The sequence below is a fragment of the uncultured Ruegeria sp. genome (assembly GCF_947489545.1).
In the GTDB taxonomy this organism is placed as follows: domain Bacteria; phylum Pseudomonadota; class Alphaproteobacteria; order Rhodobacterales; family Rhodobacteraceae; genus Ruegeria.
In genome coordinates, this window is the sequence record NZ_CANLDZ010000011.1 from 1 (window position 1) to 14,927 (window position 14,927).

Here is a 14,927-nt window from a genome sequence, read left to right on the forward strand (position 1 = left end):
GCCGCGACGCCATGAAAAAACCCGTCGCAGTCGCAGGCGTCAGCGCAAACGACATGACACCTCAAATACAAGCGTAGGAGCGTGAAACCTCTGCGTACAATTCTCGGAACTGAAACCGGTTCCGACAAGATCATCGCCCTTGCTGAGGGCGATGATCCACGCGTTGTTGAAGGTGCTCTGAAGGCGCGCGCTGAAGACATTGCCCAGATTATCCTTGTTGGAGATCGGGCAAAGGTCATTGCTTTGCTAGAAGAACAGGGCGGGACGGATGTCGATGGAATAGACATTCATGATCCCAACGATTCTCCGCATTCGGGGGCATTTGCGGCGTCTCTTTATGAGTTGCGCAAACACAAAGGCATGACGCCTGAACAAGCGCAGCAACAAGTCCGCAATCGTCTGAACTATGCCGCGATGTTGGTGCATGAAGGTTTCGCAGACGGAACGGTTGGCGGAGCGGTTGAAACAACATCAGCCACTGTCCGGGCCGCGCTTCAAATCATTGGCAAAGCGCCTGACGCTGCGATGGTCTCCAGCTTTTTCCTGATGCTCTATTGCCGCGACCATCATACCGTTCGGGGCGCGCATATCTTTGCCGATTGCGGCCTCGTCGTGGATCCGAATGAACAGGAACTGGCAGAGATCGCGCAAGCATCAGCCAAGTCTTATCAGACCTTGACCCACGAAACGCCCAAGGTTGCGATGCTGTCGTTTTCGACCAGAGGCAGTGCAAATCACCCCAAGGCCTCAAAGGTCATCGAGGCAACACAGATTGCAAAATCTGCAAATCCCGACCTTTTGATTGATGGTGAATTGCAGTTCGACGCCGCCTTCGTTCCAGAAGTGGCGGCGAAAAAGGCGAAGGATTCTCCACTGCACGGAGAAGCAAATGTCTTTATCTTCCCAAACCTCGATGCGGGTAATCTAGGCTACAAAATCGCCCAGCGGATCGGTGGTGCCGAAGCAATCGGACCAATCCTGCAGGGTCTGGTAAAACCCGCAAACGACCTGTCGCGTGGATGCTCGGCCGAGGATGTATTGCATATGATTGCCGTGACTGCCGTGCAGGCACATCACTCAAAAGCACAGGACGCATCCGATTAAAGCCAGCTAGCAATAAAGGTTTTGTTCTGACCGAAATACTGGAAGGATCGAACCAACAGCCAAAGGGACGTACATGAACCAGCCAGCTATCGACACATCGCCGAAGGTTTCGGACGAGGTCCGAAAGACCACCTGTTACATGTGCGCCTGTCGATGCGGCATCAATGTACATATGAAAGACGGCAAGGTTGCCTATATCGAAGGCAACCGTGACCACCCGGTCAACAAGGGTGTCTTGTGCGCGAAGGGCAGCGCCGGGATCATGCAAGTCAACGCGCCTTCGCGCCTGCGCAAACCATTGCGCCGGGTCGGGCCACGCGGATCGGGTGAATTTCGCGAGATCGAATGGGACGAAGCGATCAGCACTGCGGTAGGCTGGTTGAACGAGCTGCACGAGACCGCGCCGCAAAAACTGGCGTTTTTCACCGGGCGGGATCAGAGCCAAAGCTTCACTTCGTTCTGGGCGCAGAACTTCGGAACGCCAAACTACGCGGCGCATGGCGGGTTCTGTTCCGTCAACATGGCTGCCGGCGGCATCTACACGATGGGCGGCGCGTTCTGGGAGTTCGGTCAACCCGACTGGGACCATACAAAGCTGTTCATGCTGTTTGGCGTGGCAGAGGACCATGACAGCAATCCGATCAAAATGGGCATCGGCAAGATCAAGGCGCGTGGCGCGCGGGTGATCGGGGTCAACCCGATACGGTCCGGGTATAATGCTGTGGCTGATGACTGGGTCGGCATCACGCCCGGCACCGATGGCTTGTTCATCCTGTCCCTGATCCATGTGCTGATGAAGGCAGGCAAGATCGATCTGGACTATCTCGGCCGCTACACCAACGCGCCGGTTCTTGTGAATGCTGCGGACGGCCCGGAAAAAGGTCTGTTTCTGCGCAATAACGACGGCAAGCCACTAGTGATTGACCGCAACACCGGCAAACCCACTGCATTTGACAAACCCGGTGTTCGCCCGAATTTGTCAGCGACTTACGAAAAAGATGGTGTTACCCATCGTCCCGTCTTTCACCTAATGGCGGACAAGTACCTCTCGGATGAACACGCACCCGAGGCCGTGGCCGAACGGTGCGGTATCCCAGCCAAACGCATTCGCGCGATTGCCGCTGAAATCGCCCGTGTGGCCTTTGACGAGGCCATTGAGCTGGATCAGGAGTGGACTGATTTCCGCGGTGAAACCCACGCAAAAATGATCGGTCGCCCTGTCAGCTTTCATGCGATGCGCGGAATTTCAGCCCACGCCAATGGATTTCAGACCTGTCGCGCGCTGCATGTGCTTCAAATCTTGTTGGGAACGGTCGAGGTTCCGGGCGGCTTCCGCTTCAAACCGCCCTATCCCAAACCGGTTGAGGCGCACCCGACACCGCATGGTGATCGCCGCCCCGGGCGCCCGCTGAATGGCCCGCATCTGGGCTTCCCACGTGGCCCCGACGATCTGTTGCTGGATGATGACGGACAGCCGCTGCGCATCGACAAGGCCTTTACCTGGGAAAACCCGATGTCGGCCCACGGGTTGATGCACATGGTGATTTCCAACGCCGCGGCAGGCGATCCGTACAAGATCGATACGCTGTTCATGTACATGGCCAACATGTCCTGGAATTCCTCGATGAACACCAAGGGCGTGATGGAGATGCTGACCGCCCGCAACGAAGACGGCAGATACGTCATACCAAACATCATCTATTCAGATGCGTATTCGTCAGAAATGGTGGCCTATGCCGACCTGATCCTGCCTGACACGACGTATCTTGAACGGCACGATTGTATTTCGCTACTGGATCGCCCGATCTGCGAGGCCGACGCCGCTGCCGACGCCATCCGCTGGCCGGTGATCGAACCCGATCGTGACGTGCGAGGATTCCAATCCGTGCTGATTGAACTGGCCAACCGCATGAGTCTGCCCGGCTTTATCAATGAGGACGGTAGTCCAAAATGGAAAGACTACGCAGACTATATCGTTAATCACGAACGTCGACCGGGCATCGGGCCACTGGCCGGGTTCCGTGGCCCGGACGGTGACAAAGAAGGCCGTGGCGAAGTAAATGCCGAGCAGTTGAACCGCTATATCGAGAATGGCGGTTTCTATGTCGCGCATATTCCGGACGGGGCTGACTATTACAAACCCTGGAACACGGCCTATCAGGACTGGGCCGTGGGTATGGGCATCTATGACAGCCCGCAGCCCTACCTGTTTCAGCTTTATTCCGAACCCATGCGCAAGTTCCAGCTGGGCGCCGAAGGCCATGGCGACCGGCAACCGCCGGATCACCTGCGTCAGCGTATCCAAGACACGATGGATCCGCTACCTATCTGGTACGAAACAGACCAGCAGGGCAACGAAGGTTACAGTATCAACGCGCTGACCCAACGCCCCATGGCGATGTATCACAGTTGGGGCACACAGAATGCCTGGCTGCGGCAGTTGCACGGGCGCAACCCGCTTTACGTACCAACGAAACTCATGCGGGAACACGGGCTGCAGGATGGCGATTGGGCCAAAGTCAGCTCTCCGCACGGAGAGATCACTGTTCCGGTCATGGAGATGGCGGCGCTGAACGACAATACGGTCTGGACGTGGAACGCCATCGGTAAGCGCAAGGGTGCTTGGGCGCTGCAAGACGACGCGCCCGAGGCGACCAAAGGGTTCCTGCTAAACCATCTGATCCACGAACTGATGCCGCCCAAAGGCGACGGGATGCGGTGGGCCAATTCGGATCCGATCACCGGTCAGGCCGCGTGGTTCGACCTAAAGGTCAAGATCGAGAAATCAGAACCCCCGGGCGATGCTGAAAGCCAGCCAGAGTTTGATCCGATTAAATCACCGGTAGGAACCGGCCCCAAAGACCTTGCGTGGAAGGTAGGCAAATGACCCAACTCCCCCAATCCACGGACCGCAAGATGGGTTTGGTCATCGACCTTGATACCTGTGTGGGCTGCCATGCCTGCGTTATCTCATGCAAAGGCTGGAACACCGAAAACTATGGCGCCCCTTTGTCCGATCAGGACGCCTATGGCGCTGACCCCTCGGGTACCTTCCTGAACCGAGTGCATTCTTATGAAGTCCAGCCGGCCGAGGGCCACGCCCAATTGGTTCACTTCCCCAAATCTTGCCTGCATTGCGAAGATGCGCCCTGCGTTACTGTTTGCCCCACCGGGGCCAGTTATAAACGTGTCGAGGATGGCATCGTTCTGGTCAATGAAAGCGACTGCATCGGGTGTGGCCTGTGTGCGTGGTCCTGCCCGTACGGAGCCCGCGAACTGGATATGGCCGAGGGTGTGATGAAGAAATGCACGCTTTGCGTCGATCGCATCTACAACGAAAACCTGCCCGAAGTGGATCGGGTTCCATCCTGTGTTCGCACCTGCCCGGCAGGCGCACGCCATTTTGGCGATCTGGGCGATCCCGACAGCGATGTCAGCAAACTGGTCGCGGAACGTGAAGGCATGGATCTGATGCCAGAGATGGGCACGAAGCCGGTCAACAAATATCTGCCGCCGCGCCCCAAAGACACTGTTGAAGACCAGATCGATATTCTGGCACCACTGCTGGCCCCTGTTGCGGAAGAACCAAAGGGCTTCATGGGATGGCTCGACAAAGCCCTCGATAAAGTCCCCGGGGGAGCGAACTGATGCACCCGGCACCTTCTGTCATCATCTTCACCACCTTCTCTGGTCTGGGCTTTGGGCTACTGTATTTCCTTGGGTTCGGTGTCCCGGACGTCTCGGGCGTCACGGCATTTGTCTTCTTCGCGATCGCCTTTGGTCTGGCTGTTGGCGGCCTGTTGGCGTCGACCTTTCACCTCGGCCATCCCGAACGGGCGTGGAAAGCGTTCAGCCAATGGAAATCAAGCTGGCTAAGCCGCGAGGGCATCTGCGCCGTGGCCGCCCTGCTGGTCATGGGGCTCTATGCCATTGGCGTGATATTCCTGGGACAGCGCTGGGTTTTTCTCGGACTTCTCGGCTCGATCCTCAGCCTCGTAACGGTCTTTACGACCTCGATGATCTATGCCCAGCTCAAAACCATCCCGCGCTGGAACATGTGGGCGACACCCGCCATGTTCATCACCTTCAGCATCGCGGGCGGGTCCTTGCTGGCGGGTGCAGAAAGCCTTGCGCCCAAGCTGATGGCTGTGGCCGGGGTCGTGCAACTGATCTATTGGGCGATGGGGGACAAAGCGTTTCAGAAGGCGGGCACCGACCTGGGCTCGGCAACGGGTCTTGGTGATCGCGGCTCTGTCCGCGCCTTTGAACCGCCCCATACCGGCACAAACTACCTTCTGCGCGAATTCGTTCATATCGTCGGGCGCAAACACGCCCAAAAACTGCGCATCATATCGTTCGCTCTCGCCTTTGTACTGCCCATCCTGCTGATCATCGCCCCGGTAGACGGCATCGTGATCAAACACCTTTTCGCGCTGTTTGCCGTCCTCTCTCACATCGCTGGAGTCGTCGTCTCTAGGTGGCTTTTCTTTGCACAAGCCGAACATGTTGTCGGGCTGTATTACGGAAAACGGTGATAATTTTGAAAAGAGCCTCAAAATAGAGGCTCTTTTTTTTCAACTATGTCACAAATCTAGTCGCTGGCCCGTCCTGTTTCTGTTCAACTCAGAAACAGGAGATTTCAATGTCCGTACGCATCAATCATTTTTCCGTTGCGCCAACCTTGATGCAGCCCATGCTCGACCTGGAGGAGCGTCTCAGAGCATCAGGGTTGGAACACAGTTTGATCGAACTTGTGAAGCTTCGTGTGTCGCAGATCAACGGCTGCGCCTATTGCATCCACATGCACACCCATGACGCCCGCGCAAATGGCGAGAGCGAGGACCGGCTGCACTTGCTGAACGCGTGGCACGAATCGTCGTTATATTCCGGACGCGAACGCGCCGCGCTATCTTGGGCTGAAAGCCTTACCAGGATTGAATCCAACCGAGCTGCCGAAGCGACGTATCAGACAATGGCGGCACAGTTTTCCGAGGAAGATCAAGTGGCGCTGACATTGGTTATCACAACCATCAACGCCTGGAACCGCATCGCAATTGGCTTCGCGATACCACACCCCACGTCCAGCAAGGCATCAGCGGCGTGACCCGCAACGAAGAAGTCCCCGACGATCAGGTTTTCGTCGTTCTGCAGCCGCGCTTGTTCGCGGTTGCATATCGCATGCTCGGAACCGTCAGCGATGCTGAGGATATAGTGCAGGATGCCTATCTGCGCTGGCGGCGTGTCGACCCCGAAACTGTGCGTGACACGACGGGCTACCTTATCCGTATCGTTACGCGGCTCTGTCTCGACCATTTGCGCGCGTCAAAGGCTGTTCGCGAAACTTATCCTGGTGAATGGCTACCAGAACCTCTGGTGACCGAGGATCCAACAGAACGGCTGGATCGGGACGTGTCGATCGCACTGTTGATGGCGCTGGAAAGGCTGTCCCCGCTGGAACGCGCGGCCTTTCTTCTGCATGACGTCTTCGACCAATCCTATCACGAACTGGCCGAAACGCTAAAGCGCAGCCAAAGCTCATGCCGGCAATTGGTCAGCCGCGCAAGAAAACATGTCGATCAGGCCAAACCGCGAACCAAGATCGCACGCGAACATGGTGAAAACCTTGCCACCGCTTTCTTCAGAGCAGCCAAAAGCGGGGATACCAACGGTCTGGCAGAAATGCTGGCGCAGGATGTCCAATTACATTCCGACGGTGGCGGCAAGGTTATCGCGACGCTAAATCCGATCTATGGACAAGATAAGGTCATTCGATTTTTTGCCGGGCTGGCGCGGAAGCCATCTGCTCAACAAAGGGTCGACTGGGTCACGTGTACGCTGAACGGGCAACCTTCGATCATTAGTCGCGACCCGAAAGGCTTCGTACAGGCGATTTCCCTCAACGTCGAAGCAGACCAGATCACAGCTATCTATATGGTGCGCAACCCCGACAAGACCCGGCACCTTGAAGCACTTCTGACCTAACAGGGCCTGCACGACGCACAGGCCCAGAGGTTTGACGTTAAAGTAACCCTGCGTGGGCCATGGCCGCGTCGATGGCGACCTTGGTGCTGTCTTCCAGCGTGGTCAGTGGCGAGCGCACCTCTTCGCTACAACGCCCAAGCTTGCTCAGCGCGTATTTTGCGCCCACAAGCCCGGGTTCGATAAAGATCGCCTCGTGCAGCGGCATCAGTCGGTCCTGATACTTCAATGCGGTCGCATAATCGCCGGCCAGTGTTGCCTGCTGGAACTCTGCGCAAAGTTTTGGTGCGACGTTTGCCGTGACCGAGATGCACCCAACCCCACCATGGGCATTGAAGCCAAGCGCCGTCGCGTCTTCGCCAGACAACTGACAAAAATTGGGACCACACGTCGCGCGTTGCTGGCTGACACGGGCCAGATCACCGGTCGCGTCTTTGACGCCGACGATGCGTGGCAGCTTAGCCAGCTCACCCATCGTCTCAGGCGACATATCGATGATAGAACGGCCAGGAATATTGTAGATGATAATCGGAATGTCCGCGCATTCGTGCAGGGTTGTGAAATGTGCCAACAACCCGCGTTGGGTCGGCTTGTTGTAATATGGCGTCACGACCAAAGCCGCAGCGGCACCAACAGTCTTGGCGAACTGGACAAACCGGGTGGCTTCGACCGTGTTGTTTGATCCTGCCCCGGCGATGACCGGAACGCGTCCAGCAGCGGCTTTGACAACCTCTTCGACCACCGTCTCATGCTCTTCATGGCTAAGCGTTGGGCTTTCCCCAGTGGTGCCGACAGGAACCAGCCCGGTGGAGCCTTCCTGGATTTGCCACTCAACCAAGTGTTTGAGCGTATCCAAGTCCAACTCGCCGTTGCGGAACGGGGTGACGAGAGCTGGCATCGAGCCTTTGAACATGGAACGTTCCTTCGGGTACAGTTTAGAATTTTCGCACCCCGGTCCATCACGATTTTAGCTTTGTGAGTTGATCCCGGCGGCGCAAGGTTTATCCTCACAGGCTCTATCCTCGGTTGGTTGGGAAATGCAAGGGATGACACGCGTTATAGCCCTGTTGATAGCAGGGATTATGTTTTTGGCGCTGCAGCCGGTCTCGGCACTGGCGAATACGGCAGGGGACTTGCAGGCCGGGCTGCATGAAATGCGCAAAGGCGACTGGAACGAAGCGCTACGGGTTTCGGGGGCACGTGGATCTGTGTCGCGAGACATCATCGTTTGGCACTGGTTGCGCGAAGGATTCGGCAGCTCGGGCGATGTTCTCGTGTTTCTTGAGCGACGCCCGGATTGGCCGGGCCTCGCCTGGCTGCGCCGCGAAAGCGAGCCATCATTTACAGGCGCAGATCCCAATCGGGCGCTTAAGTTCTATGCCGAGGTTCCGCCGCAAACTGCAGAAGGCGCGTTGAACTATGCCGTCGCGTTGATGGCCAAGGGTCGGCAAGGTGACGCCGAGGCAGATATCGTGACCGCATGGCGCACGATGCCCATGGGTTCCGGGCTGCAAAAAGACTATCTGGAGAACTTCGGCAAGCTGCTCAAGCCCCATCACGCGGCACGGCTGGACCGACTGCTTTGGGACGGCCATCTTATCAGCGCCGACCGGATGCTACCCCTGGTCAGCGATGATGATCGCAAGCTGGCCGAGGCGCGTATCGCCCTGCAAAAACGCCAGCCGGGTGTGGATGGCAAGGTCGCGGCGGTTCCAGACTCTCTGACCGGGTCCGCAGGCCTTGCGTTTGACCGCTTTGTATGGCGCGACCGCAAAGAACTTGACGATAGCGCAATTGACCTGATGCTGGCCCGTTCCACTGACCCAGACGCATTGGGCGAGCCGGACAAATGGGCGGAAGGGCGGCGCAGGCTGGCCCGCCTTGAAATGCGCAACGGTGACCCGTCGCGCGCGTACAGAATTGCCGCAAACCACCACATGACCCCCGAGATGGGGTATGGCTATGCCGATCTTGAATGGCTGTCCGGATTTCTGGCACTGCGTAAGCTGAACGATCCGGCAACGGCCGCCCGGCATTTCCAGAATTTCACGGGCGCGGTGAAGTCACCTATCTCAAAGGGTCGTGGTGGGTACTGGCTGGGACGCGCCTATGCTGCGTCAGGGGACGCCGAGAAAGCCTATGACGCTTACGCCAAGGGCGCTGACTATCAGACCTCTTTCTATGGTTTATTGGCTGCCGAGCAAATAGGGCGACCCTTTGATGCCGAGTTGGCCACACCCCGCCGTGCGCCACATTGGAAGCAAGCCGGTTTCGCCGATTCCAGCGTTCTGGAGGCCGGGTTGTTGCTGCTGAAAGCTGGCGAGGACAATTTGGCGGAACGCTTTCTGACTCATCTGGTTGAAGACCTTGATTCCGTAGAAGCCGCCCAATTGGGCGATCTGGTCATAGAACTAAAAGAGCCGCATCTTGCGGTCATGATTGCCAAGCGCGCCGCAACAACCGGAACTGTTTTGCCTGCCGCCTACTACCCAGTGCATCCGGTTGCTGACATGGGGCTACCAATGGCCAAGGAAATGACCTTAGCCATCGCCCGTCGTGAAAGCGAATTTGATCCGGTTGTCGTCAGTGGTGCGGGTGCGCGCGGTTTGATGCAGGTGATGCCTGCCACAGCAAAACTGGTCGCGCGGGAACTCGGGATCCTCAGCGGGCATCAGACCGGTCGGTTGACGTCGGACTGGCAATATAACGCAAAGCTAGGGGCCAACTACCTGTCCGGGCTGGCCGCTGATTTCAACGGCAATATCGTGATGATGTCCGCTGGTTACAATGCCGGACCCAGGCGGCCAATATCCTGGATGGCACGCTACGGGGACCCTCGTACCGGGGACATAGACATGGTCGACTGGATTGAGACCATCCCGTTCAGCGAAACCCGCAACTATGTGATGCGCGTGGCGGAAAGCCTGCCGGTGTACCGCGCACGTCTGGGCCAGCCGGCGCTGCCAGTTCCCTTCTCGCAGGAATTGGTTGGCTCAACTCTGGCGGCGTTCGCGCCATAACGTGAACAGCCCTGCGGCAACGACAATCGATGCACCTGTGACAACCTCGGGGCGCAACGCTTCACCAAAGATGGTGATTCCAAGAATTGCGCCCCAGACCAGGTGGAAATAGGCGAATGGCTGCACGGCGCTGGCCTCGGCCATCTCATAGCATTTGATCAGTAGCCAGTGCCCCAACACGCCGCTGACGCAAAGCACCGCCATCCAGATCCAATCGCCTCTGGCCATGGGTTCCCAGAACCACATGCCGACCAATGTCATCGCCACTGCGCCCGCAACCCCAGTCCAGAAGAAACTGGTGGCGGTGCTGTCCTGACGCGCCGCATATCGGGTCAAAAGCCCATAGAGCGCAAACATCAGCGCTGAAATCAACGGGACAATGGCCCACGGGTTAAAGACGCCCACGCCAGGCTGCAAAATGATCAGAACACCCACGCACCCAACGCCGATGGCGGCCCAGCGCCGCCACCCAACTTTTTCGCCTAATACCGGGCCACTCAACGCTGCAATCAAAAGGGGGTAGCAGATAAAAACGGCCATGGAGTCGATCAGACCCAGGATCGTGAAACTGAACACGGCCACGCAGATCTCGGCCGCCAACAGAACGCCGCGAAACACCTGAAGACCCAGCTGGTTGGTTTGGGTTGCCGCCTTCAATCCACCGGGTGCCCGAGCCGCCAGCGCAATGACAAACGCGGCAAAGAACCAATAGCGGATCATCACGACCATATATGTGTTGTAGGTCCCGGCCAGATGGCGCGAGATGCCATCCTGCAAGGCAAACACAATCGTCGCGGCGATCATCAGCGCGATGCCTGCGCGGGCATTGTTTTGCTGTGTCATAGTTTGACAGCCCGCGTCATATGCCGCTTGTGGCCATAGCCAGATGTTCGCGTGACCTGAAAACCGGCCTCTTGCAAACCTCGCCGTACAAAACCTGCGGCGGTGTAGGTGGCCGCTGTACCTCCTGGTGCGGTGTGTTGGGCGACGTCCTGCATCAACTCTGCGCCCCACAGCTCCGGGTTTTTTGCCGGGGAAAACCCATCAAGAAACCACGCATCTGCTATCCCGGCCCAAGCGGGCAATGTCGCTCGTGCATCCCCTTGGATCACTTCAAGCTGCAGGGTTTCAAGCTGGCACTTGTGACCATCCCAATGCGTTAGGAACCGATCGCTCCATGGCTGCAATTCAGGGAACCCAGCCAAAGCGCGCCGCATGTCTGCGGACGCCATGGGAAAGGCTTCGAAGCTGCTAAAGTACAGCGGGCTGGTTTGCCCCGATCTCTCCCACTCGGACCAAACGGTCAACATGTTCAGACCGGTGCCAAAACCAAGTTCTGCAATGTGAAACCCAGGGGCGAAACGCACGGGCAGATCATTGCCCGCCAGAAATACATGGCGGGTTTCTTCCAGGCCGTTGTGCAGTGAGTAGTACGGGTCATCAAAACGATCCGAGACCGGAATCTGATCATCCGTCCACGTCAACTGGGCGCGCTGGTCTGCCATTCGGGAATCCTGTAGCTAAGCGGCGCGACACTGAACAAGGATAAGGGAATTGGCAATGGTCGATGTGACGGTGCGCGGCGCGGGGATTTTTGGCTTGTCCATCGCATGGACCTGCGCCCGACGCGGTGCGAAGGTTCAGGTTGTCGACCCCTTTGGCCCAGCCGCAGGGTCAAGCGGAGGTCTGGTCGGCGCCTTGGCCCCACATGTGCCCGAAAACTGGAACGCCAAGAAGGCTTTTCAGTTCGAAAGCCTGATCATGGCCGAACCGTTTTGGACTCAAGTTGAAGCAACTGGTGGAGTATCAGCTGGTTATGGTCGCCTGGGGCGCATCCAGCCCATCCCTGATCAACATACCCTGAACTTGGCCCACCAACGCCAGATATCAGCTGAGGAACTGTGGCAAGGTCGTGCAGAATGGCGCGTTGTCGAAATAGCACAAGCCGGTTCATGGTGCCCACCCAGCCCAACAGGCTATGTTATCCACGATACTCTGACAGCGCGCATGCATCCCCGCCGTGCCTGTGCAGCGCTGGTTGCAGCCTTGTCCGTGATGGGCGTGGGGGTCCTGACCAAGGCCCCTGACCAAGGCCGCGTTGTGCATGCAACCGGGCTTGCCGGGCTACAGGAACTGAACGAAGCCTTTGGCAAGACCGTCGGCAATGGCGTCAAGGGTCAAGCGGCGCTGCTGCGGTTTGATGCAGGTGTAGCGCCGCAACTCTTTGCCGATACGGTCCACATGGTGCCGCATGCGGACGGAACATTGGCCATCGGATCCACGTCCGAGCGGGACTATGACGACCCAACCAGTACCGATAGCGCTTTGGACGACGTGATTGAGCGCGCCACGCGCGCCGTTCCTGTCCTGCACGGCGCCGAGGTGATTGAGCGTTGGGCCGGAGTTCGCCCCCGCAGCAAAAGCCGGGCACCGATGCTGGGGGCCCATCCCTTGCATCAGGGACAATTCATCGCCAACGGCGGGTTCAAGATCGGTTTTGGCATGGCCCCCAAAGTGGCCGATGTCATGGCTGATCTAATTCTTGAAGACCGCGACACCATTCCCAAAGATTTCCGGCCCGACGCGTCTTTGTGATAGCCAAAGACCGACCCCGCCTAGCCGGGGGCAGTCAAAGCAACCGCCTGCATACAGGACCGCCCGTCTGACCCACGCACCCAAAGATCCGGCCCATTGCGGCACAGCGTGGCAGTTTCGAAATGAATCAAGGGTGATGACGCACGGAAGGAAAACTTGGTCAGGTTACCCATAAGCTCTTCGGCAAACATCATTAACAGTTGCGCTAGTAAAGGGCCGTGCACGACCAGCCCTGCATAGCCTTCAACATCCCTCGCATAGTCCAGATCATAATGGATGCGGTGACCGTTGAACGTCAAAGCCGAATACCGAAACAGCAGAGTTGAATCGAACCCAATCTCGCGTTGGTCCGTCTCATCTGTTCGAGCCGCAGGCGTCAGCGGCTCAACCGCTGTTGCCGAGGGGTCTTCGCGATACACGAGGTCCTGCCATTCGGTCAGGCAATGCGTACCCTCTTGCCAAATCTCATGCCGCAAAGTCACAAAACCAAGCGGCCCGGACCGCCCGATCTTAGAAGTTTTCGAGTCTAGCACCGATCTGCGTTCTGCCTCGACACCTGCCCGTATGGGCGCATGAAACTTCAGACGCCCACCAGCCCACATCCGGCGCGGCAGTCCCATATCGGGAATCGGACCAAGACCAACCTTAGGGTGCCCGTCGCGCCCCAGTTCGGCAGGTGCGCGTGGCGTCCAGAAGTACAGCTGGTGAAAAAACGGCGGCAGGTACGATCCGTCAACAATTGTCGCCGCCCGGCCCAGCGCCACCTGAAAAGCAGCGGCGCGGGCGGGATCCATTTTGTCAAACTGGATATCGTCGATCATGCTAACAGCGTTGACTTAAATGCCAATCTCGGCGCGTAGCTTCTGCATTAGCGTGTGCAGCATTTTCTCATACCGCTCGGATGTCAGTTTTCCCTGTTCGTCAAACTCGTTCGAGCTGTTGGCCAGATGAATTTCGGGCCCCTGAAGGATGCGCGGTTGGAACGGCACCATATACGCGCGAAGAATCATTTGCGCCCGTTCTCCACCAGCGCGACCTGCCGCAGCAGACATCACCGCAACCGGTTTGTTTGCCCACGGATTGCCTTGTGTTCGACTCACCCAATCCAGCGCATTTTTCAGAACGCCAGAAGGGCCCTTGTTATATTCAGGGGTCGAAACGATAATCGCATCCGCCTGCCCGATCTGGTCCGAAAGTGTTTGGACACCGGTTGGTATGCCTTCGCCTTCCTCCAGGTCGCCATCGTAAAGGGGCAGGTTCAAATCTGCTTCGACGAAACTGGCAGGATCGAACAATCGGGCTGCTTCGCGCAGAAGTTTGCGGTTGGTGGCGCTTTGGCGCAGCGACCCGGAAAGGCCCAGAAGGATCGGTTCGGACATCAAGGAAAACTCCGTTTCGTTGTTTTCCAATAGTTAGACCGAGTTCACCCGGTTCCAAACCCCGTTTTGCGCACAATCGTTGCGCAACGCCAGGGCCGCCCTCAGGCGACCCTGTTTAGGACTTTTGTCAAGGATCAGGCGTTGCCGCTGGGAATGACGATGATCTCGACCCGACGGTTCTGTGCCTTGCCCTGAGGTGTCAGGTTCGACGCCACCGGATTGTTTTCGCCCTGTCCGATGGTGCGAATGCGATTGTAGCTGACACCGTTGGCTTGCAGGATATCGGCCACGGCATTCGCCCGACGCACTGACAGACCCTGATTGTAGCTCGCATCCCCATCACTGTCGGTATGACCGATGATCTGCACGTTGGAATTCGGGTAATTTACGAGGTTCTGACCCACTTTCACCAGATCGGACCGCAGCGCCGGGCGCACGGTCGAGCTGTCGGTGTCAAAGGTGATGTCATTCGGCACAGTGACAATCAGACGGTCGCCTGCGTTCACGATAGTGATGCCGTCATTGGCCAGTTGCTGGCGCAGTTCCGCCGCCTGACGATCCAGCTGATTACCGATCACGCCACCGCCCGCGGCACCAATGGCACCACCTGCGACCGCCCCCAGAAGCGGATCCGAGTCGTTTGCGATGGCGCCTACACCTGCACCGATCAAACCGCCAATCAGAGCACCCTGCTTGGCGTTCTGGTTGGGGTCGTTTTGGACATTCAACGTGCCCGGATCGGTACACGCGCCTAGTGCAAGCGCTGAACACAGCCCTACGGACACAACAAACTTGGAAATCGTCATAGTTTCACCTTCTGCTCTGGCACCCACTGTAAGGGCTTGCCTCA

Annotated in this window: 14 protein-coding genes; 8 read left to right on the plus strand and 6 right to left on the minus strand. The window is 57.7% G+C overall.

Annotated features, from left to right (window positions below; translation table 11 throughout):
- Positions 1 to 81 precede the first annotated feature (81 nt).
- The 6 genes from pta (at position 82) to Q1B13_RS15200 (ending at position 7,086) form a co-directional block, all read left to right on the plus strand.
- Positions 82 to 1,104, plus strand: coding sequence for a phosphate acetyltransferase (gene pta / locus Q1B13_RS15175; RefSeq protein ID WP_299082143.1), 1,023 nt, complete (start codon positions 82 to 84; stop codon positions 1,102 to 1,104).
- 73 nt (positions 1,105 to 1,177) lie between these two features.
- Complete coding sequence (locus tag Q1B13_RS15180) at positions 1,178 to 3,991, plus strand: molybdopterin oxidoreductase family protein (protein WP_299082141.1); 2,814 nt, start codon at positions 1,178 to 1,180, stop codon at positions 3,989 to 3,991.
- Positions 3,988 to 4,752: a 4Fe-4S dicluster domain-containing protein gene (locus Q1B13_RS15185; RefSeq protein ID WP_299082139.1), complete on the plus strand. Its 765-nt coding sequence runs from the start codon at positions 3,988 to 3,990 to the stop codon at positions 4,750 to 4,752. The genes Q1B13_RS15180 and Q1B13_RS15185 overlap by 4 nt, the downstream gene beginning before the upstream one ends.
- The gene (locus tag Q1B13_RS15190) at positions 4,752 to 5,639 is read left to right on the plus strand and encodes a DmsC/YnfH family molybdoenzyme membrane anchor subunit (RefSeq protein ID WP_299082137.1); all 888 of its coding nucleotides are present in this window, start codon (positions 4,752 to 4,754) and stop codon (positions 5,637 to 5,639) included. Before Q1B13_RS15185 ends, Q1B13_RS15190 begins: the two co-directional genes overlap by 1 nt.
- Positions 5,640 to 5,746: 107 nt before the next feature.
- Complete coding sequence (locus Q1B13_RS15195; RefSeq protein WP_299082135.1) at positions 5,747 to 6,208, plus strand: carboxymuconolactone decarboxylase family protein; 462 nt, start codon at positions 5,747 to 5,749, stop codon at positions 6,206 to 6,208.
- On the plus strand, positions 6,205 to 7,086 hold the full coding sequence (locus Q1B13_RS15200; RefSeq protein ID WP_299082133.1) for a sigma-70 family RNA polymerase sigma factor: 882 nt from the start codon (positions 6,205 to 6,207) through the stop codon (positions 7,084 to 7,086). The genes Q1B13_RS15195 and Q1B13_RS15200 overlap by 4 nt, the downstream gene beginning before the upstream one ends.
- A gap of 37 nt (positions 7,087 to 7,123) precedes the next feature.
- Here the strand turns inward: Q1B13_RS15200 and dapA are convergent, their stop codons facing one another.
- Complete coding sequence (gene dapA / locus Q1B13_RS15205) at positions 7,124 to 7,996, minus strand: 4-hydroxy-tetrahydrodipicolinate synthase (RefSeq protein ID WP_299082131.1); 873 nt, start codon at positions 7,994 to 7,996, stop codon at positions 7,124 to 7,126.
- 133 nt (positions 7,997 to 8,129) lie between these two features.
- Between dapA and Q1B13_RS15210 the strand changes: the two genes are divergently transcribed.
- On the plus strand, positions 8,130 to 10,103 hold the full coding sequence (locus Q1B13_RS15210; RefSeq protein ID WP_299082129.1) for a lytic transglycosylase domain-containing protein: 1,974 nt from the start codon (positions 8,130 to 8,132) through the stop codon (positions 10,101 to 10,103).
- On the opposite strand, the gene Q1B13_RS15215 is transcribed toward Q1B13_RS15210, so the two are convergent.
- Entirely contained in the window at positions 10,077 to 10,946 is an 870-nt protein-coding gene (locus tag Q1B13_RS15215; RefSeq protein ID WP_298937298.1) for a DMT family transporter, read from the minus strand. The two genes, Q1B13_RS15210 and Q1B13_RS15215, sit on opposite strands and share 27 nt — an antisense overlap.
- On the minus strand, positions 10,943 to 11,608 hold the full coding sequence (gene mnmD / locus Q1B13_RS15220) for a tRNA (5-methylaminomethyl-2-thiouridine)(34)-methyltransferase MnmD (protein WP_299082127.1): 666 nt from the start codon (positions 11,606 to 11,608) through the stop codon (positions 10,943 to 10,945). Before mnmD ends, Q1B13_RS15215 begins: the two co-directional genes overlap by 4 nt.
- A 55-nt stretch (positions 11,609 to 11,663) precedes the next feature.
- Here mnmD and Q1B13_RS15225 point away from each other — a divergent pair, with 55 nt between their 5' ends.
- Positions 11,664 to 12,698, plus strand: a complete 1,035-nt coding sequence (locus Q1B13_RS15225; RefSeq protein WP_299082125.1) for an FAD-binding oxidoreductase — start codon at positions 11,664 to 11,666, stop codon at positions 12,696 to 12,698.
- A 20-nt stretch (positions 12,699 to 12,718) separates the two neighbouring features.
- Here the strand turns inward: Q1B13_RS15225 and Q1B13_RS15230 are convergent, their stop codons facing one another.
- From Q1B13_RS15230 to Q1B13_RS15240, 3 genes are all read right to left on the minus strand, one after another.
- On the minus strand, positions 12,719 to 13,519 hold the full coding sequence (locus Q1B13_RS15230; protein WP_299082123.1) for a MaoC family dehydratase N-terminal domain-containing protein: 801 nt from the start codon (positions 13,517 to 13,519) through the stop codon (positions 12,719 to 12,721).
- A gap of 15 nt (positions 13,520 to 13,534) precedes the next feature.
- Positions 13,535 to 14,077, minus strand: a complete 543-nt coding sequence (locus Q1B13_RS15235) for an NADPH-dependent FMN reductase (protein WP_298937302.1) — start codon at positions 14,075 to 14,077, stop codon at positions 13,535 to 13,537.
- A gap of 134 nt (positions 14,078 to 14,211) precedes the next feature.
- Positions 14,212 to 14,883, minus strand: a complete 672-nt coding sequence (locus Q1B13_RS15240) for an OmpA family protein (RefSeq protein ID WP_298937303.1) — start codon at positions 14,881 to 14,883, stop codon at positions 14,212 to 14,214.
- Positions 14,884 to 14,927 lie beyond the last annotated feature (44 nt).